Annotated in this window: 26 protein-coding genes; 16 read left to right on the top strand and 10 right to left on the bottom strand. The window is 72.7% G+C overall.

The features are described 5' to 3' along the window. Nucleotides 1–128 precede the first annotated feature (128 nt). The 6 genes from I601_RS17870 to I601_RS17845 all read left to right on the top strand — a co-directional run bounded on the left by I601_RS17870 (nt 129) and on the right by I601_RS17845 (nt 6,155). On the top strand, nt 129–2,840 hold the full coding sequence (locus tag I601_RS17870) for a bifunctional acetate--CoA ligase family protein/GNAT family N-acetyltransferase (protein WP_084528201.1): 2,712 nt from the start codon (nt 129–131) through the stop codon (nt 2,838–2,840). Between the two features lie 28 nt (nt 2,841–2,868). Next, entirely contained in the window at nt 2,869–3,522 is a 654-nt protein-coding gene (locus tag I601_RS17865) for a sulfotransferase family 2 domain-containing protein (RefSeq protein ID WP_157520282.1), read from the top strand. Nucleotides 3,523–3,524: 2 nt separating this feature from the next. Further along, complete coding sequence (locus I601_RS17860) at nt 3,525–4,118, top strand: DUF5998 family protein (protein WP_068112758.1); 594 nt, start codon at nt 3,525–3,527, stop codon at nt 4,116–4,118. Further along, nucleotides 4,115–5,233, top strand: coding sequence for an alkaline phosphatase family protein (locus I601_RS17855; protein ID WP_068112755.1), 1,119 nt, complete (start codon nt 4,115–4,117; stop codon nt 5,231–5,233). The genes I601_RS17860 and I601_RS17855 overlap by 4 nt, the downstream gene beginning before the upstream one ends. Nucleotides 5,234–5,323: 90 nt before the next feature. Further along, nucleotides 5,324–5,803 carry an SRPBCC domain-containing protein gene (locus tag I601_RS17850; protein ID WP_068112752.1) on the top strand — a complete coding sequence of 160 codons (480 nt, stop codon included), beginning with the start codon at nt 5,324–5,326 and terminating at the stop codon, nt 5,801–5,803. A 112-nt stretch (nt 5,804–5,915) separates the two neighbouring features. Next, nucleotides 5,916–6,155: a hypothetical protein gene (locus I601_RS17845; protein ID WP_068112748.1), complete on the top strand. Its 240-nt coding sequence runs from the start codon at nt 5,916–5,918 to the stop codon at nt 6,153–6,155. A 163-nt stretch (nt 6,156–6,318) separates the two neighbouring features. Here the strand turns inward: I601_RS17845 and I601_RS17840 are convergent, their stop codons facing one another. Then, a complete protein-coding gene (locus tag I601_RS17840; RefSeq protein WP_068112745.1) occupies nt 6,319–7,857 on the bottom strand; it encodes an HNH endonuclease signature motif containing protein in 1,539 nt (512 codons plus the stop codon). A 204-nt stretch (nt 7,858–8,061) separates the two neighbouring features. Here I601_RS17840 and I601_RS17835 point away from each other — a divergent pair, with 204 nt between their 5' ends. Then, nucleotides 8,062–8,496 (top strand): SRPBCC family protein, encoded by a 435-nt coding sequence (locus I601_RS17835; RefSeq protein ID WP_218917691.1) that lies wholly within the window; start codon nt 8,062–8,064, stop codon nt 8,494–8,496. Nucleotides 8,497–8,626: 130 nt separating this feature from the next. Here I601_RS17835 and I601_RS17830 read toward each other — a convergent pair whose 3' ends face one another. Then, nucleotides 8,627–9,289, bottom strand: coding sequence for a thymidine kinase (locus tag I601_RS17830; RefSeq protein ID WP_068112738.1), 663 nt, complete (start codon nt 9,287–9,289; stop codon nt 8,627–8,629). A gap of 47 nt (nt 9,290–9,336) precedes the next feature. On the opposite strand from I601_RS17830, the gene I601_RS17825 reads away from it, so the two are divergent. After that, nucleotides 9,337–10,215 carry a sulfurtransferase gene (locus I601_RS17825; RefSeq protein ID WP_068112736.1) on the top strand — a complete coding sequence of 293 codons (879 nt, stop codon included), beginning with the start codon at nt 9,337–9,339 and terminating at the stop codon, nt 10,213–10,215. A gap of 1 nt (nt 10,216) precedes the next feature. On the opposite strand, the gene I601_RS17820 is transcribed toward I601_RS17825, so the two are convergent. Further along, nucleotides 10,217–12,208 (bottom strand): SDR family oxidoreductase, encoded by a 1,992-nt coding sequence (locus I601_RS17820; RefSeq protein ID WP_068112732.1) that lies wholly within the window; start codon nt 12,206–12,208, stop codon nt 10,217–10,219. Nucleotides 12,209–12,279: 71 nt separating this feature from the next. Next, the gene (sepH, locus tag I601_RS17815) at nt 12,280–13,188 is read right to left on the bottom strand and encodes a septation protein SepH (RefSeq protein ID WP_068112729.1); all 909 of its coding nucleotides are present in this window, start codon (nt 13,186–13,188) and stop codon (nt 12,280–12,282) included. 140 nt (nt 13,189–13,328) lie between these two features. On the opposite strand from sepH, the gene I601_RS17810 reads away from it, so the two are divergent. After that, a complete protein-coding gene (locus I601_RS17810; protein WP_068112726.1) occupies nt 13,329–13,964 on the top strand; it encodes a trimeric intracellular cation channel family protein in 636 nt (211 codons plus the stop codon). Between the two features lie 10 nt (nt 13,965–13,974). Here the strand turns inward: I601_RS17810 and I601_RS17805 are convergent, their stop codons facing one another. Both I601_RS17805 and I601_RS17800 read right to left on the bottom strand, forming a co-directional pair. Further along, the gene (locus I601_RS17805) at nt 13,975–15,273 is read right to left on the bottom strand and encodes a D-arabinono-1,4-lactone oxidase (protein WP_068112724.1); all 1,299 of its coding nucleotides are present in this window, start codon (nt 15,271–15,273) and stop codon (nt 13,975–13,977) included. Between the two features lie 99 nt (nt 15,274–15,372). Then, the gene (locus I601_RS17800) at nt 15,373–16,596 is read right to left on the bottom strand and encodes an MFS transporter (RefSeq protein ID WP_068112720.1); all 1,224 of its coding nucleotides are present in this window, start codon (nt 16,594–16,596) and stop codon (nt 15,373–15,375) included. A gap of 82 nt (nt 16,597–16,678) precedes the next feature. On the opposite strand from I601_RS17800, the gene I601_RS17795 reads away from it, so the two are divergent. The 3 genes from I601_RS17795 to I601_RS17785 all read left to right on the top strand — a co-directional run bounded on the left by I601_RS17795 (nt 16,679) and on the right by I601_RS17785 (nt 19,065). Beyond that, a complete protein-coding gene (locus I601_RS17795; RefSeq protein WP_068112717.1) occupies nt 16,679–17,815 on the top strand; it encodes a ferrochelatase in 1,137 nt (378 codons plus the stop codon). Beyond that, nucleotides 17,812–18,639, top strand: coding sequence for an inositol monophosphatase family protein (locus tag I601_RS17790; protein ID WP_068115224.1), 828 nt, complete (start codon nt 17,812–17,814; stop codon nt 18,637–18,639). The genes I601_RS17795 and I601_RS17790 overlap by 4 nt, the downstream gene beginning before the upstream one ends. A gap of 135 nt (nt 18,640–18,774) precedes the next feature. Then, nucleotides 18,775–19,065 carry a DUF4193 domain-containing protein gene (locus I601_RS17785; RefSeq protein ID WP_068112715.1) on the top strand — a complete coding sequence of 97 codons (291 nt, stop codon included), beginning with the start codon at nt 18,775–18,777 and terminating at the stop codon, nt 19,063–19,065. Nucleotides 19,066–19,149: 84 nt separating this feature from the next. On the opposite strand, the gene I601_RS17780 is transcribed toward I601_RS17785, so the two are convergent. Next, on the bottom strand, nt 19,150–19,407 hold the full coding sequence (locus tag I601_RS17780) for a DUF4235 domain-containing protein (protein WP_237089457.1): 258 nt from the start codon (nt 19,405–19,407) through the stop codon (nt 19,150–19,152). 46 nt (nt 19,408–19,453) lie between these two features. Next, nucleotides 19,454–19,939, bottom strand: a complete 486-nt coding sequence (locus tag I601_RS17775) for a DUF3093 domain-containing protein (RefSeq protein WP_068112709.1) — start codon at nt 19,937–19,939, stop codon at nt 19,454–19,456. A gap of 52 nt (nt 19,940–19,991) precedes the next feature. Between I601_RS17775 and dut the strand changes: the two genes are divergently transcribed. Genes dut through I601_RS17755 form a run of 4 tightly spaced genes read left to right on the top strand, consistent with a single transcriptional unit; the run spans nt 19,992 to nt 22,305 of the window. Then, nucleotides 19,992–20,480 (top strand): dUTP diphosphatase, encoded by a 489-nt coding sequence (gene dut, locus I601_RS17770; protein ID WP_068112706.1) that lies wholly within the window; start codon nt 19,992–19,994, stop codon nt 20,478–20,480. Nucleotides 20,481–20,526: 46 nt separating this feature from the next. After that, nucleotides 20,527–21,225, top strand: a complete 699-nt coding sequence (locus tag I601_RS17765; protein WP_068112703.1) for a DUF3710 domain-containing protein — start codon at nt 20,527–20,529, stop codon at nt 21,223–21,225. 7 nt (nt 21,226–21,232) lie between these two features. Continuing rightward, nucleotides 21,233–21,595, top strand: coding sequence for an OB-fold nucleic acid binding domain-containing protein (locus tag I601_RS17760; RefSeq protein ID WP_068112699.1), 363 nt, complete (start codon nt 21,233–21,235; stop codon nt 21,593–21,595). Then, the gene (locus I601_RS17755; protein ID WP_084527783.1) at nt 21,592–22,305 is read left to right on the top strand and encodes a DUF3159 domain-containing protein; all 714 of its coding nucleotides are present in this window, start codon (nt 21,592–21,594) and stop codon (nt 22,303–22,305) included. The genes I601_RS17760 and I601_RS17755 overlap by 4 nt, the downstream gene beginning before the upstream one ends. On the opposite strand, the gene I601_RS17750 is transcribed toward I601_RS17755, so the two are convergent. Next, nucleotides 22,302–22,973 (bottom strand): potassium channel family protein, encoded by a 672-nt coding sequence (locus tag I601_RS17750; protein WP_068112696.1) that lies wholly within the window; start codon nt 22,971–22,973, stop codon nt 22,302–22,304. The genes I601_RS17755 and I601_RS17750 overlap by 4 nt on opposite strands. Beyond that, a complete protein-coding gene (locus I601_RS17745; RefSeq protein WP_418303099.1) occupies nt 22,973–23,620 on the bottom strand; it encodes a potassium channel family protein in 648 nt (215 codons plus the stop codon). Before I601_RS17745 ends, I601_RS17750 begins: the two co-directional genes overlap by 1 nt. Between the last annotated feature and the right edge of the window lie 55 nt (nt 23,621–23,675).

Genomic DNA, 23,675 nt, shown 5'->3' with positions numbered 1-23,675 from the left:
CCCGGTCGGTGCCGCGTCCTCGCGCCCGGGCACGCCGGTGGGCACAGTTCGGTAGGTTCAGCACCGTGAGCGCAGGCCCCCCGCAGGACCAGACCCCGAACCCCAGCGAGCCCCCGGCAGCGTCCGGGGTGACCTCCGAGGCGACGGCCGACGTGGCTCCGGGCGCGCCGCGGCACTGGCAGGCCGATGTGCTGCTGCGCGACGGCCGCACGGCGCACATCCGGCCGATCACCCCCGACGACGCCGAGCTGCTCGTCGACTTCTACAGCCGGGTCTCGGACCGGTCGAAGTACTACCGGTTCTTCTCGCCGATGCCGCGCCTGTCCGACCGTGACGTCCAGCGCTTCACCCGCGTGGACCACCACGACCGGGTGGCGCTGGTGCTGGTGCTGGCCGACCGGATGATCGCGGTGGGCCGCTACGACCGGGTCCGCACCGGGGAGGCGGAGGTGGCCTTCCTCGTCGAGGACCAGCACCAGGGCCGCGGCATCGCGCAGCTGCTCCTGGAGCACCTCGCCCAGGCCGGGCGCGAGCGCGGTCTGAAGAAGTTCACCGCCGAGGTGCTGCCCGACAACGCCCGGATGATCCAGACCTTCCGCGACGCCGGCTACCGCGTGGCCAGCGAGTTCGAGGACGGGGTCATCCAGCTCGACTTCCCCATCGACGCCACCGACACCGCGATCGGGGTGATGCAGGACCGCGAGCACCGCGCCGAGTCCGCCTCCATCGAGAAGTTCTTCAACCCGCGCTCGGTCGCGATCATCGGAGCCTCGCGCCGCCAGGACACGATCGGCCAGACGTTGGTGCGCAACCTGGTGATGGGCGACTTCACCGGCCGGGTGTACGCCGTCAACCCGACGGCGGGCGCGGTGTCCGGGCTGCCGGCGTACAAGAGCGTCGGCGACATCCCCGACGACGTCGACGTGGCGATCGTGGCGGTCCCGGCCGACGCCGTGCAGGACGTCGTGCTCGACTGCGCCGCCAAGGGCGTGCACGGCCTGGTGGTCATCTCGAGCGGCTTCGCGGAGACCGGTGAGGAGGGCCGCCAGCGCCAGCGCCGGCTCGTGGGGCTCTCGCGCTCCTACGGCCTGCGCCTGATCGGCCCGAACTGCCTGGGCGTCATCAACACCGACCCCGCGGTCTCGATCAACGCCTCGCTGTCCTCGGTGATGCCGCCCCGTGGTCGCGCCGGGTTCTTCTGCCAGTCCGGAGCGCTCGGCTCGGCGATCCTGGAGAAGGTGCAGAACCGCGGTCTGGGCCTGTCGACCTTCGTCAGCGCCGGCAACCGTGCGGACGTGTCGGGCAACGACCTGCTGCAGTACTGGGAGGAGGACGACACGACCGAGGTCGTGCTGCTCTACCTGGAGTCCATCGGCAACCCGCGCAAGTTCTCGCGGATCGCGCGGCGGGTCTCGCTGCGCAAGCCGATCATCGCGGTCCGCTCGGGACGCACCACCCAGGGTGTCCCGATGGGGCACGCGGTGCGCAAGATCGCCGCCCCGCCGGCCGCCGTCGACGCGATGTTCCGCCAGGCCGGGATCATCCAGGTCGACACCCTCGACGAGATGTTCGACGTCGCCCAGCTCGTGGCCCACCAACCGCTGCCCCGCGGGCGCAGCGTCGCGATCGTCGGCAACTCCGACGCCCTGGGCCTGCTGGCCGCCGACCCGGCGGCCGCGGTGGGCCTGGTGGTGAACAAGTCGGTGCCGCTGGGCGCCGACGCGACCGCCGAGGACTTCGAGGACGCCCTCGACGCCGCCATCGACGACCCCGACGTCGACTCGGTCGTGGCGGTCTACACCCCGCCGCTCAACGTGAGCGGTGAGGAGGTCGCCAACGTGCTGGCCGCCATCGGCGAGCAGTCCGACAAGCCCCTGGTCTCCACCTTCCTCGGCGTCGAGGGCGTCCCCGAGCTGCTGCGGGTGCCCGACGTGGCCGGGTCCACGGCCGGGCGCGGCTCCGTGCCGTCGTACCCCGCGGTCGAGGCCGCGGTGCGCGCCCTGGCCCGTGTCGTCGACTACGCCGTGTGGCTGCGCACCCCGGACGGTGCGCCGCTGGACTCCGACTCCGTCGACGAGGACACCGCCCGGGGGATCGTGAACCGGGTGCTCGCAGAGAACCCCTCGGGCGCCGCCCTCGAGCGCGACGACCTGACGGCCCTGCTGCGCGCCTACGACATCGAGCTGTGGCCGGCCCGGACGGTCGGCAGCCTCGCCGAGGCCAACGCCGCGGCGGTCGAGCTGGGCTGGGACGTGGTGCTCAAGGCCACCGCCGAGCACCTGCGCGAGCGTCCCGACCTGGCGCACGTGTGGCGCAACATCGACGGGGACCACCAGATGCGCGATGCCTGGGCCTCCCTCTCGGCGCTGGTCGGCGAGGACGACCTGGTCGACGGGTTCTCCATCCAGCGCACCGCGCCGCCCGGCGTGCCGGTGATGATCTCGAGCATCGAGGACCCGCTGTTCGGTCCGGTGGTGTCCTTCGGGATCTCCGGGCCGCTCACCGAGCTGCTGGGGGACCGGGCCTACCGGATCCCGCCGCTGGGTGCCCGCGACGCCGCGGCCATGGTGCGCGAGGTCAAGGCGAGCCCGATGCTCTTCGGCTACCGCGGCAGCGACGTGGTCGACGTGGGGGAGGTCGAGCGCCTGATCGGGCGGGTCTCGCAGCTGCAGAACGACATGCCGCAGCTGTCCGCGCTCGAGCTCGGGCTGGTCCTCGCCGGACCCGACGGGTCGACGGTGCTGACGGCCGCGGCCCGGGTCGAGCCGGCCGCCGACTCGCGCTCGGACTGGTTCGTGCGCCGGATGCCCTCGCAGCCGGGAGACACCCTGCCGGGCTGAGCCGCTGCTACCCGTATGCTCCGTGACCATGGTGATCTCCGACAGCGCGCGCCTGCTGTTCGTGCATGTGCAGAAGACCGGTGGGTCGACCATCCACAACCGGCTGACCGAGGTCCTGCCCGACGCGCGGCAGGTCAAGGGCGTCGACCGGCACGCCACGCTGGGCCAGATCCTGCGCGCCGAGCCGGACCTGACGTCGTACTGGACGTTCGGCATCGTGCGCAACCCGTGGGCCCGGATGCTCTCGTGGTTCCGGATGGTCGAGCGCTTCCGCGACTCCGACCAGGACGGCGAGCGCCGGCTGGACCGCAAGAACCAGTTCATCCGCTCGGTGGCCGAGACCTGCCCCGACTTCGAGTCCTTCATCATGAAGGGCCTCGACGAGTTCTCGCGGCTGCAGACCCCGCAGTGGCGCTACCTGGCCACCAAGACCCGTCGCGCCGACCTGATCGGTCGCCAGGAGAGCCTCGAGGCCGACCTGCGCGCGGTGCAGGCGCGCTTCGAGCTGCCGTGGGAGCCGCTGCAGAGCGTCAACATCGACCGGACCCGTCCTGACTACAAGGAGGGTCCGACGCTGGGTGGGCGCGACACGCGCTACCGCAGCGAGTACACCGACGAGATGGCGCGTCGCGTCGAGGCCGCGTTCGCCCGCGACGTCACCGCCTTCGGATACGAGTTCTGAGCATGCGTTCCCGCACCGAGGGCGACCGGCTGCGCGAGCTGCGCGCCGCGATCGACCGCACCGGCTACTACCCCGAGGTCGTCGGCGAGGGGGTCGAATCCGCCATCTCCGGGGAGCAGGTGGTCTCGTTCTTCGTCCACCACGAGCCGACCTTCGAGCACGACGAGGTGCGCCGCCACCTCTCGGTCGTGGTGCTGACCCCGAGCCGGCTGGTCCTGGCGCACACCGACGAGCACACCGGCGACGACCTGCTGCCCGAGCCCTACACCTCCACGTCCACCGAGTCGGTGCGCCTGAGCGCGGTGCGCTCGGTGGTGGTGACCCGGATGGTCGCCAACCCGACCTCCGGGCCCGGCCACCCGGCCGAGGCCGTGATGACGATCGGCTGGGGCGGCGTGAGCCGCCTGGACCTCGAGCCGGCCGGCTGCAACGACCCGGCCTGCGACGCCGACCACGGCTACACCGGCGTCCTCGCGCCCGACGACTTCTCGCTGCGGGTCTCGGCCGCCGCCGACGGCAAGGACGCCGTCTCCGGGCTGCTGTCCTTCGCCGAGTCCCTCTCGGCGCGCACCCACCAGGCGCCGACCGCGACGTGACGTTCCTGGCGCCCCGCTACGGCGACCGGTCGCTGGCAGACGTGGTGCCCGCGATCGGTGCGGCCCTCGGGGTGCGCCTCGACGGCGCTGAGCACGCCGGGCTGGTGCTGCCCGAGGCACCGTCGTACGTGCTGTTCCTCGTCGACGGGCTCGGGTCCCGGCTGCTGGAGCGCTACGCCCACGTGGCGCCGTACCTGTCCTCCTTGCGCAGCGCGGCGCCGGAGGCCACCGCGGGCGTGCCCTCGACGACCGCGACCAGCCTGACGTCGCTGGGCACCGGGCTGCCCCCGGGTGCGCACGGCGTCGTGGGGTTCACCTCGCGGGTGCCGGGCACCGAGAGGCTGCTCAACGCGCTGATGTGGCCGAAGGACATCGACCCCGTCGAGTGGCAGCCGCACCCCACCACCTTCACCCGGCTGCGCGAGCGCGGGGTCGCGGTGAGCGTGGTGAACAAGCGCGAGTTCGAGGGCAGCGGGCTGACCATGGTCGCGCACCGCGGCGCCGACTTCGTCGGCGCGGACAAGGTGGGGGAGCGCCTCGCCGCGACGGTCGCCGCCGGGGCGCACCAGCCGTCGCTGACCTACCTCTACGACGGCGACCTCGACTGGACCGGTCACCGGTACGGCGTCGCGTCGAGCGAGTGGCTCCAGCAGCTGGCGATGATCGACCACGAGGCCGAGCAGCTGCGCGAGGCGCTGCCGCCCGCCACCCGTCTGGTCGTCGTCGCCGACCACGGCATGGTCGACTCCCCGCTGGAGTCGCGCGTCGACGTCGACACCGTGCACGAGCTGCGCGACGGTCTCGTGCTCTTCGGCGGGGAGGCCCGCTTCCGCCAGCTCTACTGCCAGCGCGGTGCTGTGGACGACGTGGTCGCCACCTGGCGCTCGGTGCTCGGCGACAAGGCCGAGGTGCTCACCCGCGAGGAGGCCACCGCCCACGGCTGGTTCGGCGCGGTCGACCCGACCGTGCGTCCCCGCATCGGAGACGTCGTGGTGGCCTGCCAGGGCGACGCCGCGGTGATCTCCAGCGTCGACTGGGCCTACGAGGCCCGCCTCGTGGGCATGCACGGCTCGCTGACGCCCGACGAGATGCTGATCCCGGTCCTCGTCGACTGAAACCCCGTGGCCGGGCGGCGGTCGACCTGGCAGGCTCGGGCTCGTGCTGGCGGACGTGTGGCCCCTGTGCGGGCTCAGGATCGAGGGGACGTGACGCGCACGGACAGCGGTGCGGCGACGGTCCACGCCGCGGTCGCCGAGGTCTTCGCTGCGCTGGTCGATCCTGCCTCGCGCGCGTCCTGGCTCCCGCCTGCGGGCATGACGGGGCGCATCGACTGGTTCGACGCCCGCGCGGGCGGCGGCTACCGGATGGTGCTCGCGTACGACGACCCGGCGGGCCCGGGCAAGTCAGGTGGCAACACGGACGTGGTGGAGGCCAGGTTCGTCGTGGTCGAGGCGCCCACGCGCGTCGTGGAGGAGGTCGACTTCGTCTCGGACGACCCCAGGTTCGCCGGGACGATGACGATGACCTGGACGCTCGAGGCCGTGCCGAGCGGGACGCTGGTCACGATCACGGCCACGGACGTCCCCGAGGGGATCGACGGCGAGGTGCACCGCGCGGCCTTCGCCTCGACCCTGAGCCAAATGGACGCCTACCTGCGTGCCCGGCCGGGCAGGTCCGGTCGGTGATGGAGGATGACTGCGACTGCGGCCTCAGGTGGAGGCCGGGATCTTCCACGACTCGAGAGGTGGACCTGTGAGCGGTGACGTCCCGACGGGAAGCGGACCTGACTACCGAGCGGTGCCCACGCCCGTGGCGATGCTGAGCGCGAGTGAGCGCCGCGTGGCGTGGGCGGTCGTCCGTCCGCTGGCGACGGTCGCCTGGTGGGCGGTCGCCATCCTCGTGCTCGCCTGGCTGGTCAGGTCCAGCAACGTGCAGGCGTACCGGTTCCTGCCGGCCGTGCCGTCGATCCTCGCGCTGGTGAGCGCCCTGGTCCTGGAGTACTACGCGCGGATGCTGCGGCCAGACCCGGCCCGCTGACCCCGGACTCGCAGGTCAGGTCGGCGGGCAGCTGGAGCGTGGAGTCCTGGGTGAGCCCTGTTGATCGGGAGCGCCACACTCTTGTCGCCTGACCTGGCTGCCGGGCGTGCCGGTGCCCCCGTCGCGGTGCTGCTGCGGCGGGGGTGTCGCAACTCGGCTGGATCTATGCGGGCCGGGTCGGTGGTGGGTCTGGTGGCTGTCGGCCGAGGTCGGTGGTGGTGAGGGGTTCGACGAGGTACTGGTAGCCCTGGGGGCTGGTCCACAGGAACCCGGTCGGTGTCGCTCGGTAGTGCCAGGCGGTGTGGGTCTTGGCGCGGTGGTGGCGCCGGCACAGGGTCGCGAGGTTCTGGGTGTTCGTCTGGCCGGGTGGGCCGTCGGGGTCGTAGGCGTTGATGTGGTCGACGTCGAGGTGGGTCTCACCTGGCTTGCGGCGTCGCGCCCGTCGGGTGCAGTGCGGGAAGGTGCACCTGGGGTGGCGTTGGCGGGTCTGTTCGGCGAGGCGTTCGGGGATCTCGTAGGTGTCGACGGTCTCGGTGGTGGTGAGGTCGACGGGGCGGCGTTGGAAGGCCTGGAGTCCGGGGTGGTCGGCGAACCAGCGGATGTCTTGGCTGATGATCGGCGCCGGCTGTCTGCGCGGTCCGGTCGGGGTCGGCTGGGTGCGGAAGGGGTGCTCGAACGCCTCGGCGTCGATGCCGCCACGGACATTGCTGGGCTGGTCGGTGATGGTGCGCCAGGCGACCTGGGTGCCGGGGGTGCGCAGCCACTCGGTGACCTGGTCGAGGGTGGTGAGGCTGCGGGTCTGCTCGATGCGGGCGAGGTGGATGCCGGCGCCGGTGGTGGTGGGGTCGACGCCGCGCAGGGCTTGGTCGGTGAGGTGGACGTTGAGGATCACCTGCCGTGCGGGCACCCGGGCTGCGGTGTCGTCGCCGGTGAGGTCGAGGGTGGTCTGGGCGCGGGCGAGGACGCCGACGGCTTGGGAGCGGCGTACGTCGAGGGGCTGGTCGGAGCCGGCGAGGGCGAGGTTGCGGGCCTCGCGGGCGAGGGCGTTCTCGAGGTCGAGGGCGTCGGCGAGGTCGAGGCAGCCGGTGATGTCGACGGTGCCGTCGACCTGCTGGCCGCCGGCGGTGGCGGAGGCGAGGTGGATGGCGAGGTTGCGGGTCTCGGCCGCGATCAGGCGCCGTTCCTCGGCTTCCTCGGGGTCGAACCGGGCGCGGGCTTCTTCGACGAGGCGGTCGATCCCGGCGTAGGAGAGGGTGGCGGCGACGGGGGCGAGGTGCTGGTCGACGAACGCGGCACCCTCCGGCGGGAGTCCGAGGGTGGCTTCGGCGACACGGCTGGCCCGCCACACCGGCACCCGGCCGGCCACGACCTGGGCGTGCAGGCGGGGGAGGCGGTAGCGGATCTCGACGACGTGGGCGATGTAGCGCACCGCGGCGTCGCTCGACATCCCGAGCGCGGTGCCGTACTCGATGATCGCGAACTCACTGACCTCCGGCGCCCCGAGGCCGGCGAGCTCGATCATCATGTCGGTGCCCGGCAGCACGGCCGCCTGGCGGTCGTCGTAGGTGGAGTGCATGACGGCCCAGGCGACGGTGGCCTCGTACAGGTCGACCTCGGCCCGGTCGCGGGCTGCGCGTGAGGAGCGGGCGTAGGCGAGGACCGCGTCGGCAGTGTCGCAGTGCTCCAGCTCCTGGGTGGCCATGTCCCTACTTTACTCGAACTGGTGTTCGGGTCAAGGGGTTCTGGGGGATCTGTGGGTGGTTGTCTTGCGGGGTCTCGACGGTCGCTCGAGCCTTCGGCCCTCGCTGCTCGACCGGCGGTGCATGGGTCACCCGCGGGGTGGGGCTGGTGCGAGCGGGAGATGGGTAGTGGGGGGAGGAACCATCCACCGATCAAGGAGAGCCACGTGCCGTCAGTCGAGCGCACCGTCACCGTCGACCAGCCGATCAGCAAGGTCTGGGACTACCTGACCGACTTCCGCAACAGCGAGGAGTGGGACCCGCCGACGGTCAGCACCGTGCGCACCGGGGGTGACGGGGGAGTCGGGACGACCTACCACAACGTCTCGAAGCTCCTCGGCTCCGAGCAGGAGGTCGACTACACGGTGACCCGGTTCGACGAGCACCGGACCTTCCAGCTGGAGGGGGACGCAGGCTCGATCCAGCTGCTCGACACCATCACCTTCAGCGACACCGGGACCGGGGGCACCTCGGTGACGTACCACGCCGAGTTCACGCCGCAGGGTGCCGCCAAGCTCGCGACGCCGCTGATGCCGGCCGCGCTGAAGGTGCTCGCCGACAAGGTCGCCGCCAGCATGGAGGAGCGCCTGCGCGAGCTGTGAGCATCGGTCGGTCGCGCGGCGGGTGGTCTGGGGGTCACCGGGTCTCGACAACGCTCGAGCCTTCGGCCCTCGCTGCTCGACCAACGATGGGGGTCGCCGGGTCTCGACAACGCTCGAGCAGCGATGACGATCAGCCGAACGGCAACGGCTCCGGCGCCAGCGAGACCGCCTTGGCGCGGGCGGCGGTGAGGCGGCGGCGGTGGTGCTGGCGGCAGAGGACCTCGTAGGCGACGTCGGCGTCGGCGTCCGGGGTGGGCGCAGGGCTGTCGACGTCGCCGACCACGATGACCTCGCCGTCGGTGACCATGACGCCGTCCTCGGTGCGTGCGTTGTGCGTGGCGCGCTTGCCGCACCAGCACAGCGCCTCGACCTGGAGCACGTGCATCCGGTCGGCGAGCTCGACCATCCGCGCGGACCCCGGGAAGAGCTCGGTGCGGAAGTCGGTGAGGATGCCGAAGGCGAAGACGTCGATCTGCAGCTCGTCGACGACCTTCGCGAGCTGGTCGACCTGCAGGCGGGTGTAGAACTGCACCTCGTCGCAGATGACGTAGTCGATGCGGCTGCCCCGGGTCAGGCTGTCGACGACGTGGCGCCAGAAGTCGAAGTCGGCGTCGATCTCGCGCGCCTCGTGCGTCAGCCCGAGCCGGCTGGTGATCTGGCCCTGCCCGGCGCGGTCGCGGGTCACGAAGATGTGTCCCTGCCGACCGCGAGCGGCGTGGTTGTGGTTCGTCTGGAGCGCCAGGGTGCTCTTGCCCGAGTCCATGGTCCCGGTGAAGAAGTGCAGTTCAGCCACGGGGCGCGATCCTGTCACGTCCACGCCCGTGCGGCACGATGGCGGTCATGAGCAGCCCCCAGGACAACCCCCGGAACAGCCCCCTCATCAGTGCTGCGGCGCTGCGCGACCTCCTCGACCAGCAGACCGGTCCGCGGGTCACGGTGCTCGACGTGCGCTACCGGCTCGGCGGCCCTGCGGGCCCCGACGAGCACGCGGCCGGGCACGTCCCGGGGGCGGCGTACGTCGACCTCGACCGCGACCTCGCGGCCCCGCCGGCGACCAGCCCCGACGGCGGTGGACGGCACCCGCTGCCCGAGGCCGCCGACTTCGAGGCGGCGATGCGCCGCCTCGGGGTCGACGACGACCGCCCCGTGGTCGTGTACGACGACTGGTCGGGGCTGGCGGCCGGGCGCGCCTGGTGGCTGCTGCGCCACCACGGCCACCGCGACGTGCGCGTGCTTGACGGCGGCTGGGCCGCGTGGCTGCGCGCCGGCGGCCCCGTCGAGACCACCGACACCGTCGACACCGCGCCGGTCGAGCCGACGCCCGGTGGCTTCACCGCCAGTCCCGGCGAGATGCCGGTCGTGCCGCTCGGGAGCGTCCTCGACGTCGACGTGCTCGTCGATGCCCGCGCCCCGGAGCGCTACCGCGGCGAGGTCGAGCCGATGGACCCGGTCGCGGGCCACGTGCCCGGCGCGGTCAACGTGCCCACCGGCGCCAACCTGTCCGACGACGGCACGTTCCGCGACGCCGACGCCCTGCGCGAGACCTACGCGAGCGTGGGCGCGGTCCCCGGCGCCGACGTGGCGGCGTACTGCGGCTCCGGCGTCACCGCTTGCCACGACGTGCTGGCGATGGAGGTCGCCGGTGTGCGGGCGGCGTTGTACGTCGGGTCCTGGAGCGAGTGGAGCGCCGACCCCGACCGCCCCGTGGAGCGCGGCTGACCTACCAGTGGATGCCCTTGAAGATCTTGGCGAGCATGATCTGCTCGGTCTCCCGCGTGCCGGAGGAGCCCTCGCCCTTGGCGGCGGCGGAGTCGGGGAAGACGTGGTAGGCCATGTTGAGCAGCCGGAAGGTCAGCTTGGGCGCCACGGTGTGCGCGATCGCGCCGGCGTTGCCGAGCAGCGTGTTGATCTCGTGCGGACGCTCGACCATCGCCTCGATGACCAGGTCGGCGGCCTGCGCCGGTGAGATCGTGGGGAACTTGTCGTAGATCTTGGTCGGCGCGATCATCGGCGTGCGCACCAGCGGCATGTGGATGCCGGTGAAGGTGACGCCGTCGCCCACGAGCTCGGAGGCCACCACGTTGCTCCACGAGTCCAGCGCCGACTTCGAGGCGACGTAGGCGGAGAACCGCGGCGGGTTGGTCTGCACGCCGATCGAGCTGACGTTGACCACGTGGCCGCGCTTCTGCTCCTGCATCGTCTGCAGCAGGCCCATCACCAACCGGATCGCGCCGAAGTAGTTGAGCGCCATGGTGCGCTCGAAGTCGTGGAACCGGTCGTGGGAGAGCCGCAGCGAGCGGCGGATCGAGCGGCCGGCGTTGTTGATCACGAAGTCGACCGAGGGCAGCTCGGCGCACAGCTGCACGCACAGGGCGTCGATCGCGTCGAGGTCGGAGAGGTCGCAGGGGTAGACCAGGGCCTGCCCGCCGCGCACCTCGATCATCGCCCGCACGTCCTCGAGCTTGTCCTTGCCGCGCGCCACCAGCACCGGGATGCCGCCGGCCTGGGCGACCTTGTGCGCGGTGACCTGCCCGATGCCCGACGAGGCGCCGGTGATGACGACGTACTTGCCCTGGAGCGCCGCACGGATCCGGGGGTCGCGGGCCGTGGTCTCGTCGAGGTGCTCCTCCCAGTAGCAGTAGAGCGTGCGTGCGTAGGACTCCAGGTCGGGCACGGCGATGCCGGAGCCGGCCAGCGCCCGCTCGGTGCGCCGGGAGTCGAAGACAGCGCTGAAGCTGGTGTGCGCCAGCACCTCGGCCGGCACGCCGAACCGGCTGGTGATGAGGTCGAGCGCCGACTGCAGCGGCCCGAGCCGGCCGACGGCCGAGAGCAGACCGGCGGGCTGGATCGCTCGCGGCAGCCGGCGGACCAGCCCGCGGTCGAGCCCCAGCGCGAAGGTCGGCGCTCCGGCCGCGGCGCAGAAGGCGTTGATCATGTCGACGACCGGCTGCGGCTCGGGGTTGACCAGGTGGAAGGCCTCGCCGTCGTGGCCGGGGAGGTGGGCCAGGTGGTCCATCGCCTTGACCACGTAGTCGACCGGCACCACGTTGGTGTCGCCCATGTCGACGGAGCCCAGGGGCAGCCAGGCGGGCAGCGCGTCGCGCATCGTCTTCATCAGCGAGAAGAAGTAGTAGGGACCGTCGATCTTGTCCATCGCACCGGTCTGCGAGTCGCCGACCACGATCGAGGGCCGGTAGATCCGCCACGGGACGCTCGCCTCCTCGCGCACGATCCGCTCCGACTCGTACTTCGTGCGGTGGTACGGCGAGGGCAGGTGCTGGCCCTCGTCGAACATCGTCTCGTCGAAGGCCCCCTGGAACTCCCCGGCCGCCGCCACGGAGCTGACCTGGTGGAAGCAGCCGACCTCCAGCGCCCCGGCCAGGGCGAGCGCCTGGCGCGTGCCCCCGACGTTCATCGTCTCGTTCGTGGCGTCGTCGGCGGTCATGTCGTAGATCGCCGCGAGGTGGAAGAAGTGCTCGATCTCGCCCCGGTGCTCGGCGACCCAGGACGGGTCGACCCCGAGGCCGTCGGCCGACAGGTCACCTACGACCGGCGTGACCCGGGTGGACCCCCAGCGGCGGATCAGCGCCTCCATGCGCGCCAGCGAGCCCGCGCGCACGAGCACGAACACCTCGCCGTCACGGTGGTCGAGCAGCTCCTCGACGAGGAAGCGGCCGATGAACCCGGTGGCGCCGGTGACGAAGTAGGACATGTCGGGAGACTAGTGCCAGGTCACCCCTGCGCGGGAGGGTCGAGCAGTCGGGCCCCGCAGTCGGGCGGGTTTTACTCCTGCTTGCCGCCGCCGAACATGATCTCGTCCCAGCTCGGCACGGACGCGCGACCACGGCTCTTGCGCACCGGTCGCCTCGGCGGCGCCTCCGGCGCAGGCTCGGGCTCCGGCTCGGGCTGGACCTCCGGCTCGGCCCGGGCGACCGGCGCGTCGGGCTCGTCGACCGGCTCCCCGGGCGACTCGGGCGACTCGGGCTCGGGCTCGGGCTCGGGGGAGACCATCCCGATGGCGTCCTCGCCGAGCGGCAGCTCCTCGTCGTCGAGGGCGACGCGGCGGCGCGCCCGCGCCTGCTGCAGGTCGTCGAGGGGACTGGGCAGGGTCGCGGTGGCGATCACCTCACCGACCAGCCAGCGCGCGTCCTCGTCGTCGAGCAGCACGAAGTTGCCGGGCATGTCGTAGGTGAAGTGTGCGAGACCGCTGCGCGAGCGGGTGTCGAACTCGCCGGTGAGGCACCAGCGGCCGTCCTCGCGCCGCCAGGCGTCCCAGGTGACCACGTCGGCGCCGACCTGCTCGACGCGCAGGTGCGCCTCGACGGCCTCGCCCAGGGTGCGCACGCCGTCGGCGCCGGCGGTGCGGCGTACCGAGCTCTTCTGGGCGCGCTGGGCCACGTGCTCGCGCTCGGCGAGCACGGGGCCGGCGTAGGTCAGGATGCGGTCGACGCTGGTCTGGGCCGCGGCAGCCACCGACTCGGGGCTCTCGCCCGCCCGGATCCGGGCCTGGATGTCGCGGGGGCGCAGGACGCTGTCCATCTGTATCTCCAACTGGCCGAGTCGTGAGGTCTCGCCGCGCAGCGCGGCCCGGAGCCTGGCGTCGTTGTCGAGGCTGAACCCGACCCCGTCGTCGCTGACCAGGAGCAAGCGCTTCCCGTCCTCGCTCACCCCCGCGAGGGTCAGGTGCACCATGTCCGGGCCACCTCCTTGCCAACGCCGCCACGCAGGTCTCTGCGCCTTCGACACTCCGGTGCGCTGAGCCTACGCCAGCGGGACCCGCAGTACGTGGACGCCGGGCCCTGCTCGGACCGGATCCTGGGTAGCCTCCACGGGTGCCACCAGTCGAGCCCGCCCCGACCCTCATCGTCCTCGACCTCATCGGCATCTTCGTGTTCGCGATCTCCGGTGCGCTGGTCGCGGTGCGCAAGGACCTCGACCTCTTCGCCGTCCTGGTGCTCGCCGGCACGACCGGCCTGGGCGGAGGGTTCCTGCGCGACGTGCTGATCGACGCCACCCCACCGGCCGCCCTGGCCGACTGGCGCTACCTGCTCGTCCCGATCGCCGCGGGGCTGCTGGCTTTCGTCTACCACCCGGCGCTGGGCCGGATGGAGCGGCTCGTGACGGTCTTCGACGCGTTCGGCCTGGCCCTGTTCTGCGTCGCGGGAGCGCTCAAGGCCGTCGACTACGGGCTCGGTCCGCTGCCGGCGGCGCTGCTGGGCATGGTCACCGGCATCGGTGGCGGGATGGTGCGCGACGTCCTCGCCGGCCGGGTGCCGATCGTGTTCCGCGGCGAGCTCTACGCCACGCCCGCCATCGCGGGGGCGATGGTCGCGGTGCTGATGGAGCGCGGCGGGCTGCCGGTCGTGGTGGCGGCTCTCACGGGAGCGTCGGTCTGCCTGGTCTGGCGGCTGCTCGCCGTCTGGCGCGGGTGGCAGGCACCCCTGCCACGGGGCTCGGCCAGCGTCTGAGACGTCGGGGTCAGTCGCCCAGCACCCGACGCAGGTACGCGTTGGTCAGCACCCGGTCGGGGTCGAGCCGGTCCCGCATCGCCAGGAACTCCTCGAAGCGGGGGTAGGTCGGCGCCAGGTCGGTCGCGGAGCGGGTGTGCATCTTGCCCCAGTGCGGCCGTCCGTCATGGGCGCGCAGGATCGGCTCCAGCAGCGCGAAGTACTCCGCGTGCGGGGTCGAGCGGTGCGTGTGGAAGGCCAGGTACGTCGTGTCGCGGCCCTGCGCGGTCGACAGCGCCACGTCGTCGGCCGGCGCCACGCGCACCTCGACGGGGAAGCTGATCCGCAGCCCCGAGGCCTCGATCGCGGCCCGCGCCTCGCGCAGCACCTCGACGCCGGCCGCACGCGGGACGGCGTACTCCATCTCGCGGAAGACGACCGAGCGCCGGGCGGTGAAGACGCGGTGCGACACGTCGCTGTAGGTGCGCTCGGAGAGCAGCGCCGAGCATGCCCGGTTCAGCGGGGGGACGAGGGCCGGCACCCGGGCCGCAGCGGCGGTCAGGGCGCCGAAGACGGTGTTCTGCAGCAGGTCGTCGTCGAGCACGTGGCGCCAGCGCGGCAGCGGACGGGCCTCGGCGAGCGGCACGTCGAGGCGGTCGTTGCACTTGGCCTGCACCCGGTCGGTGTGCGGGAACCAGTAGAGGTCGACGTGGTGGTGCGCGGCGACCAGGTCGTCGAAGCCGTCGAGCGCCTCGTCCCAGCCCAGCGGCTGCTCGTGGGCCTCGAGGACGAACAGCGGCTCCACGGCGAAGGTCAGGGTGGTGAGCACCCCCAGGGCGCCGAGCCCCAGCCGAGCCACGGCGAGCACGTCGGGATGGTGGGCGGCGTCGGCGCGCAGCACCTCGCCCGCGCCGGTGACCATCTCGAGCCCGACCACCTGGGCGGCGAGCCCGGAGGTGACGCCGCCGGTGCCGTGGGTGCCGGTGGAGACCGCGCCGGCCAGGGTCTGCTCGGCGATGTCGCCCATGTTGTGCAGGGACAGGCCCAACCGCTCGAGGGTGCTGTTGAGCAAGTGCAGGGGAGTGCCGGCCAGGGCCGTCACCGTCATCGCCTCGCGGTCCACGGCGACGACGCCGCTCATCCCGCCCGGGGTGAGCATCGTGTGCTCGGGCGCGGCGACGGCGGTGAAGCTGTGGCCGGTGCCGACCATCTTCACCGTCGTGCGCTCCTCGCGCGCCCGCTGCACCGCCGCCACGACGTCCTCGACGCCCTGGGGCTGCTCGACACGCACCGGGCGCGCCGACTCCGTCCCCGACCAGTTCACCCACATGGCGAGCACCGTAGCGGTCGCGGACCTGGCACGATGGGCGGATGCTGTGGACCGTGATCGCCGTGCTCGTGCTCGTCCCGCTCGCCGCCTGGGCGGGGATCAGGGTGCTGCGGGACCCGCACCGGAAGTGACCGGGTCCGCCGGCACCGGCAGCCGGCGGGGCAGGGTCTGGGCGGCGAGCACGGCCAGCAGCCCGGCGGCGGCCGAGACCAGGTAGGCGGCGGAGGCCCCGGAGGCGTCCACGACGATGCCGGACAGGGTGGCCCCGGGGGCGACGCCGGCGATCAGGCCGGTCTGCATCACCGACATGCCCTCGGTCAGGCGGCTGCGCGGCACCGTCGCCTCGGTGAGCGACATGGTCGCCACCATGGTCGGCGCGATCGCCGCGCCCCCGATGAGCAGCACCACGCCCATCAGCGGCAGCGAGCCGATGAAGGGGAGCGGGGCCATCGCGGCGGCCATCGCCAGCGCACCCCACTTGAGCCGGGTGGCCGGGCCCGCGCGCCAGATGACGGCGCCGGTGATGACGCCCGAGACGAGGCTGCCCAACGCCCACAGGGCCAGCAGCGCGCCCGCCCAGGCGCGGTTGCCCCGCTCGTCGGCGAACGCGATGGTGGTGACCTCGGCGGCCCCGAACAGCACCCCGAGCAGGAACGAGACGGCCACCAGGGGGACCACGGTGCGCCACGGGAGCCCCGGGCGTCGCCCGGTGGCGCGGTCGTGGCGCTGCGGCGGCGGCTCGGTGCCGCGCTGGGCGGCGAAGGCCAGGCCGCCGACCACGCCGAAGACCAGGGCCGACCCGAGACCGGCGACGGGGTGCACGCTGGTGGCCAGGACGGTGACCAGGATGGGGCCGAGGATGAAGCAGACCTCGTCGACCACGGCCTCGAGCGCGTAGGCGGTCTGCACCTCGGCCGGCGCCTCGAGCACGTGCGACCAGCGGGCGCGCACGCAGGAGCCGATCTGGGGCAGGCTCGCCCCGGCCAGTGCGGCGGCGGCGTACGTCGCAGCCACGGGCCAGTCGGCGCGCACCGACCAGATCAGCAGCACCAGCGCCACGCCGAACACCACGCTGACGGTGCTCAGCACCGGGCCCTGGCCGAGCCGGTCGACGAGGCGGCCCTGGGCGATCGCCAGCAGCGCGTTGGCCAGCATGTACGCCGCGGACACCGCCCCGGCCAGGCCGTAGGACCCGGTCGAGGACTGGACCAGCAGGACGATGCCGAGCCCGACCATGCTGATGGGCAGGCGCGCGAACATCCCGGTGAGGCTGAACCGCAGGGCACCGGGCCGACCCAGGACGCGGCTGTACGACGTCAGCATCCGGTCGGAGCGTATGCCTGCGCCGGGCGCGGCCGCGAATCCCTTCTTCGAGGGTGAAGGGGGGGCTCCCTACGATGGCGGCATGGCTACTCCCGTGACCGGCCCCGACGTCCAGCCCTACGACGCGCTCCTGCTGGTCTCCTTCGGCGGGCCCGAGGGTCCCGACGACGTGGTGCCCTTCCTCGAGAACGTGACCCGCGGCCGCGGGATCCCGCGTGAGCGCCTCGAGGAGGTCGGCAAGCACTACCACCTCTTCGGCGGGCGCTCGCCGATCAACGACCAGTGCCGGGCGCTCAAGAGCGCCATCGAGGCCGACCTGGCCGGAGCCGGCATCGACCTCCCGGTCTACTGGGGCAACCGCAACTGGGACCCCTACCTCACCGAGACGCTCGCGCAGATGGCCGAGGACGGCATCAGCCGGGCGGCCTGCTTCGTCACCAGCGCCTACTCGTCGTGGTCGTCGTGCCGGCAGTACCGCGAGAACCTGTGGGACGCCGTCGACGCGCTGCCCGGCGGCGTCGAGGGATCGCCGGTGCGCCTGGACAAGCTGCGCCACTACTTCAACCACCCCGGCTTCGTGGAGCCCAACGTCGACGCGACCCTCGCCGCGCTGGCCGACCTGCCGCACGGGGTCCGCGCGGGCGCCCGCCTCGTCTTCGTCACGCACTCGATCCCGGACTCGATGAACGAGACCAGCGGCGACCCCACCGCCAGGTACGAGGGCGCAGGCGCCTACGTCGCGCAGCACCGCGACGTCGCGCGGGTCATCACCGAGAAGGTCGCGGCCGAGACCGGCACCCTCCACGAGCACGACCTCGTCTTCTGCTCGCGCAGCGGCTCGCCGCACACCCCGTGGCTCGAGCCCGACATCAACGACCACCTCGAGGCTCTGCGCGACCGCGGCGTGCCGGCGGTGGTGATGGTGCCCGTCGGGTTCGTGTCCGACCACATGGAGGTCATCTACGACCTCGACACCGAGGCGGTGGAGACCGCCGAGCGGATCGGGCTGCCGGTGCGCCGGGCCGCGACCGCCGGCACCGACGCCCGGTTCGTGGCCACCGTGCGCGACCTGCTCGTGGAGCGCGCCACCGTCGAGCGCGGCGAGGACGTGGTGCGCGCCAGCGTCGGCGACACCGGCCCGATGTGGGACGTGTGCCCGGTCGGCTGCTGCGCCAACCCTCGCGCCGAGCGGCCCGCGCTGTGCGGCCGCGACACGTGAGCCGGCCACCGGAGCTGCCCGCGCAGCTGGGCGACCTGGCGCTCGAGGTCGCCCGCGCCGCTGCCGCCCTGGTGCGCGAGCACCGCGAGCGGGGCGTCGCCGTGGCCGCGACCAAGTCCAGCGACGTCGACGTCGTCACCGAGGCCGACCGGGCCAGCGAGGTGCTCATCCGGCGGCTGCTGCTCGAGGCCCGCCCCGACGACGCGGTCCTCGGCGAGGAGGGCGACGACGTCGCGGGCACCTCGGGCGTCCGGTGGGTCGTCGACCCCATCGACGGCACCGTGAACTTCCTCTACGGGCTGCCGCAGTACGCCGTGTCGATCGCCGCCGAGGTCGAGGGCCGCACGGTCGCCGGGGTCGTGCTCAACGTCGCCACCGGCACCGAGTACGCCGCGCACCTGGGCCCCCACGGCCCGGTCGGGACCCGCGACGGCCGCCCCGTCGGCGTACGCGGCCCGGCGCCGTTGGCGCAGATGCTCGTGGCCACCGGGTTCTCCTACGACAGCGAGGTGCGCGAGCAGCAGGCCCGCTCGCTGGTGCGGCTGCTGCCGCAGGTGCGCGACGTGCGCCGGCTCGGCTCGTGCGCGCTCGACCTGTGCGCGGTCGCGGAGGGCACCGTCGACGCCTACGTCGAGGAGGGCGTGCACCTGTGGGACCACGCCGCCGGCGCCCTCGTGGCCCGTGCAGCGGGCGCCCGCACCGAGGTGCTACCCGGCGCGAGCGGACGCGACCTGCTGCTGTGCGCCCCCGCGCACGTCTTCGAGGAGTTCCGTGCCCTGGTGCGGGCGGCCGGCTACGCGGCCGGCGGACCGACCGGGGAATAACCGGGCTCTGGTCCGGCGTTCACGCGGCGGTACACCAGCCGGTGTGTCGTCGTTGACCGCCATGGTGCACAATCTGGCGCCGACGACACTCACGAGCATTCGAGCAGACGAGACGACGAGGGGAGTGAGGCGACGATGGCCACCGACTACGACGCACCGCGCAAGAACGAGGAAGACCAGTCCGAGGAGAGCATCGAGGAGCTCAAGGCTCGCCGCCACGACAAGAACTCCGGCAAGGTCGACGAGGACGAGACCGAGGCGGCCGAATCCTTCGAGCTCCCCGGTGCGGACCTGTCGCACGAGGAGCTGTCCGTCGAGGTCAAGCCCAAGCAGGAGGACGAGTTCACCTGCATGAGCTGCTTCTTGGTGCACCACCGTTCACAGCTGGCGAACGAGAAGAAGATGATCTGCCGCGACTGCGACTGAGCCAGCACCGCTCGACCCGCAGACGCACGCGAAGGCCCGGCCCCCCGAGGGGGACCGGGCCTTCGTCGTCCGGGTCCGGGGCGGCTACTGGCCGTCCTTCTGCAACGGCGGGGGCAGGTGCCCGGTCGAGCGGGTGTAGTACTCCGCTGCGCGGCGCTGGGCGAGCATCCGGGCCACCGAGGCGATGGCGCCGGTCGCGATCGCCCAGGTCACGGCCTCCCAGACGTCGATGTCGGGGTCGGCCGGGTTGGCGGGCGGCTTGCGCCGTGCCGCCGTCTTCCAGGACGCCTCGAGCGCCTTGCGGGCCGCGATCGCTGCGCCCACCGAGGAGCCCAGCGACATGAGGGACCAGACCTTCGAACTCCCACCAGATGACATGGGCGCGACCTTACCCATTGCTCGGGCGCGGGGGAGACACCCGTGGGGAGGCGGCGCTCAGCGCGGCCGCGAGCTCCGTGGGGCGCCGGGTGCTGAGCAGCCAGTACGGCGTCGGGTCGGCGGGGTCCTCGATCTGCACCCGCACGGCCTGCTTGCGGTAGGGCCGCAGCAGCAGGTAGGCGCGGGCGTCGGCGTCGACCCCCGCGGCCCGACGGGCGGCGTCGGCGTCGAGCGCCTCGACCGCGCCGAGGTGCGCCACGTCGATGCGGGCCCGGCCGGCGCGCAGGACGCCGCCGGAGACGCTGATGACCGGCGAGCCGAAGCGCACGAGCAGCACCGTCATCAGCGTGACCGCGACCGCGGTGACGCTCCAGGCGAGCGGCTCGGGGACGGCCACGACGACCGCCAGCCAGAGGCTGGCGACCAGCATCGTGCCCTGCACCCACCAGCGCAGCGGCACCGAGAGTCGCTCGCGGTAGTCCGAGGTCGCGTCCACGCGACGGATCCTCCCACCCCGCCGGGAGCGCCGATGACCTAGGGTCCCGCGGGTGAGCCACACCGACCCCGACGACCGCCCCGGCGGCCCCGCCGACCTCGCCGTCCAGGTGGTCCGCCTCGATCCCGACCTGCCGCTGCCGAGCTACGCCCACCCCGGCGACGCCGGGGCCGACCTGCTCACGACGGTCGACGTCCGGTTGGCGCCCGGGGAGCGGGCGCTGGTCCCGACCGGGATCTCCATCGCGCTCCCGTCGGGCTACGTCGCCCTGGTGCACCCCCGCTCGGGTCTCGCGGCCCGCCACGGCCTCTCCATCGTCAATGCGCCCGGCACCGTCGACGCCGGCTACCGCGGCGAGGTGAAGGTGCTGCTGGTCAACCTGGACACCCACAAGCCGGTCGAGCTCCGACGCGGCGACCGCATCGCCCAGCTGGTCCTGCAGCGTGTGGAGCGCGCACACTTCGTGGAGGTGGAGGCTCTCCCTTCGTCGGTCCGAGGCTCCGGCGGCTACGGTTCTACGGGTGGGTTCGCCTCGACCTGAGGCCACGCCCGCCCGAGAGCCGTCCGAACCACGAGGAGCACCGCACGTGAAGTTCCGCCGCAAGTCCGATGCCACCGCGCCCGTCGAGGCCGACGCGGTCGACGAGGCCCAGACCGGTGTGCAGGGACCCTTCGACGCCGCGGACCTGCCCGAGCTGCCCGACGGCGGCGAGCGCATCGACCTCGGGTCGCTGCTCGTCGCGCCCCTCGAGGGTCTCGAGCTGCGCCTGCAGGTCGACGAGGCCACCCAGGAGATCCAGGCCGTGATGCTGGCCGGTGGCGACGGTGCCCTCGAGCTGCGTGCCTTCGCGGCACCGCGCAACGGCGACCTGTGGGCCGACGTGCGCCCCCAGATCGCCGACGACATGGCCCAGCGCGGCGGCACCGCGGTCGAGCAGGAGGGGCTCTTCGGCCCCGAGCTGGTCTGCGAGCTGACCCGCACGATGCCCGACGGTCGCACCGGCAAGCAGCTCTCGCGCATCATCGGCATCAACGGCCCCCGCTGGATGCTGCGCGCCACGCTCATCGGCGCGCCCGCCCGCGGCACCGAGGTCCCGGAGCCGTGGCTGGGGGCGCTGACCCAGGTCGGTGTCCAGCGCGGTCAGGGCGCGATGCCCGTCGGCGAGGCCCTCGACCTCGTCCTGCCGGAGGGTGCGCGCCCCGTCGGACCGGTCGTGCCGCCGGGCACCAAGGACGACCGCGGCCGGGCCACCGACCACCCCCACTTCGGCCACGACCACGACTGAGGACCCGATGCCCGACAAGAGCCGGCTGCGGCGCAGCATCAGCCGCTGGGCGAACAGCTCGGACCAGGAGGCGCGCGACCTGCGCAAGACCTACGTCGAGCCCGGCCACGACTGCATCGCCGACGCGGTCGACCGTTCCCGGGTCCGGTTGCGCGGCACGCTGCGCACGGTCACGCTGCGGCCCCGCGGCGGCGTACCCGCCCTCGAGGCCGAGCTCTTCGACGGCTCCGGGTCCATCACGGTGGTCTGGCTCGGGCGACGTCGCATCACCGGCATCGACCCCGGCGTGGCGATGGCCGTCGAGGGCCGCATCGGCATGCAGGACGGCGTCCGCGTCATCTTCAACCCGCGCTACGAGCTGATCCCGTGAACGAGGCGACCCACCAGCCCGTCGCGGGCGTCGAGACCGTCGAGTCGGTCGTGCGCAGCCAGCTGGGCAAGGCCCTGGGCGGGCGGCGCGGCATGGTCGAGGCGGCCGTGCCCACGCTGCTCTTCACGATCGTGTGGCTGAGCACCAAGCAGCTGCAGACCGCCCTCGTCGTCAGCGTCGCGGCGGCGGTGCTCCTCCTGGCGGTCCGGCTCGTGCAGCGCTCGACGGTGCAGTTCTGCGTCAATGCCCTGTTCGGCATCGGGATGGGCTGGCTCTTCGTCACCCTGTCCGCCCGCAACGGCGGCAGCGCCGACGACCAGGCGCTGGCGTACTTCCTACCCGGCCTGCTCTACAACGGCGGGTACGCCGTCGTGCTGAGCCTGACGGTCCTGGTCGGCTGGCCGCTGGTCGGCTTCATGGTCGGCAGCGTCACCGGCGACGCCACTGCCTGGCACGCCGACAAGCAGGTCGTGCGCCTGAGCGGCACCCTTACCTGGCTGCTGGTGGTGCCGTGCCTGCTGCGCGTCGTCGTCCAGGGTCCGATCTGGATCGGCGGCTACACCGACACGATCCCGGTGGACACCGCCATCGCCGTGCTCGCCGTGCTCAAGATCGCGCTCGGCTGGCCGCTCCAGCTCGCCGCCCTCGCCGCCATGATGTGGGTGCTCGGCCGCAACCACACCCCCGTCGAGAGCGTCCCGCGCTCCTAGCCCCCGTGCGTCGAGGGTGCGAGCAGGCGCTCGAGCTCGTCCTCCTGCTCGGTGGGCACCACGAACAGCAGCTCGTCGCCGGACTCCACCGGCTGCTCCGGGCTGGGCACGTAGACCTGCCCGTCGCGCAGGATGGTCACCAGCGCGCAGTTGTCGGGCAGCGGGATCAGACCGCTGGGCTTGCCGACGTACGGCGAGTCGGCGGGCAGCGTCATCTCCGCGAGGTTGGCCTGGCCCTGGCGGAACGTGAAGAGCCGCACCAGGTCGCCGACGGTGACGGCCTCCTCGACCAGCGCCGACATGATCCGCGGCGTGGACACGTTCACGTCCACGCCCCAGGCCTCGCTGAAGAGCCACTCGTTGTTGGGGTGGTTGACCCGGCCGACGGTGCGCGGCACCGCGAACTCGGTCTTGGCCAGCAGCGAGGCGACGAGGTTGGCCTTGTCGTCGCCGGTCGCCGAGATGAGCACGTCGCAGCGGTCGAGGCGAGCCTCCTCCAGGGAGGACATCTCGCAGCAGTCCGCGAGCAGCCACTCGGCGTCGGGGACGCGCTCGGGCTTGATGGCGGAGGCGTTCTTGTCGATCAGGAGCACCTCGTGGCCGTTGGTGATCAGCTCACGGGCGATGGAGCGGCCCACGGCACCGGCTCCGGCGATGGCGACGCGCATCAGTCCTCCTCAGGGCCGTTCTCGAGCCGCGCATAGGTGTGCGCGGCGTTGTCCTCACGGATCACCAGGTGCAGCATGTCGCCCTCCTGGAGCACGGTCTCGCGCACGGGCAGCATGCCCTCGCCGAGCCGGTCGATCCACGCGATGCGGCTGCGGGACTGGACCTGCAGGTCGATGGTGCGGCGTCCGATCCAGATCTCCGGCACGGTGATGTGGTCGACCCGGATGGTGCCGCTGGGGTCGCGGAAGTCCGGCTCGGCGCCGGCCGGGAGGATCCGTCGCAGCACCTGGTCGGCGGTCCACTTGACCGTGGCGACCGTGGTGATGCCCAGGCGCTGGTAGACCTCGGCGCGGCCCGGGTCGTAGATGCGCGCCACGACCTGCTGGATCCCGAACTGCTCACGGGCCACCCGCGCGGCGATGATGTTGGAGTTGTCGCCGCTGGAGACCGCGGCGAACGCGTCGGCGCGGCGGATGCCCGCTTTCTCGAGCACCTGCTGGTCGAAGCCGATCCCGGCGATCTTGTCGCCGTTGAAGGCGGGCCCGAGACGCCGGAAGGCGTCGGGCTCGCTGTCGATGATCGACACCGTGTGGTTCCGGTCCTCGAGGCTGCGGGCCAGGGTCGAACCCACCCGGCCGCAGCCCATGATCACAACGTGCACGAGGCCACGGTAGCCGTAAGTCCGGCGGGCGGGTCACGGT

The organism is Nocardioides dokdonensis FR1436, assembly GCF_001653335.1.
Taxonomy (GTDB): domain Bacteria; phylum Actinomycetota; class Actinomycetes; order Propionibacteriales; family Nocardioidaceae; genus Nocardioides; species Nocardioides dokdonensis.
This window is presented reverse-complemented; position numbering and strand designations above follow the sequence as displayed.

What these genes read in the sequence shown, in the direction of transcription:
- I601_RS17865 (WP_157520282.1), top strand. Translation starts at nt 2,869, where the DNA reads ATGGTGATCTCCGACAGCGCGCGCCTGCTGTTCGTGCATGTGCAGAAG.
- I601_RS17860 (WP_068112758.1), top strand. Translation starts at nt 3,525, where the DNA reads ATGCGTTCCCGCACCGAGGGCGACCGGCTGCGCGAGCTGCGCGCCGCG.
- I601_RS17840 (WP_068112745.1), bottom strand. Translation starts at nt 7,857, where the DNA reads ATGGCCACCCAGGAGCTGGAGCACTGCGACACTGCCGACGCGGTCCTC.
- I601_RS17825 (WP_068112736.1), top strand. Translation starts at nt 9,337, where the DNA reads ATGAGCAGCCCCCAGGACAACCCCCGGAACAGCCCCCTCATCAGTGCT.
- I601_RS17820 (WP_068112732.1), bottom strand. Translation starts at nt 12,208, where the DNA reads ATGTCCTACTTCGTCACCGGCGCCACCGGGTTCATCGGCCGCTTCCTC.
- sepH (WP_068112729.1), bottom strand. Translation starts at nt 13,188, where the DNA reads ATGGTGCACCTGACCCTCGCGGGGGTGAGCGAGGACGGGAAGCGCTTG.
- I601_RS17805 (WP_068112724.1), bottom strand. Translation starts at nt 15,273, where the DNA reads ATGTGGGTGAACTGGTCGGGGACGGAGTCGGCGCGCCCGGTGCGTGTC.
- I601_RS17800 (WP_068112720.1), bottom strand. Translation starts at nt 16,596, where the DNA reads ATGCTGACGTCGTACAGCCGCGTCCTGGGTCGGCCCGGTGCCCTGCGG.
- I601_RS17795 (WP_068112717.1), top strand. Translation starts at nt 16,679, where the DNA reads ATGGCTACTCCCGTGACCGGCCCCGACGTCCAGCCCTACGACGCGCTC.
- I601_RS17785 (WP_068112715.1), top strand. Translation starts at nt 18,775, where the DNA reads ATGGCCACCGACTACGACGCACCGCGCAAGAACGAGGAAGACCAGTCC.
- I601_RS17780 (WP_237089457.1), bottom strand. Translation starts at nt 19,407, where the DNA reads ATGTCGCTGGGCTCCTCGGTGGGCGCAGCGATCGCGGCCCGCAAGGCG.
- I601_RS17760 (WP_068112699.1), top strand. Translation starts at nt 21,233, where the DNA reads ATGCCCGACAAGAGCCGGCTGCGGCGCAGCATCAGCCGCTGGGCGAAC.
- I601_RS17750 (WP_068112696.1), bottom strand. Translation starts at nt 22,973, where the DNA reads ATGCGCGTCGCCATCGCCGGAGCCGGTGCCGTGGGCCGCTCCATCGCC.
- I601_RS17745 (WP_418303099.1), bottom strand. Translation starts at nt 23,620, where the DNA reads ATGGGCTGCGGCCGGGTGGGTTCGACCCTGGCCCGCAGCCTCGAGGAC.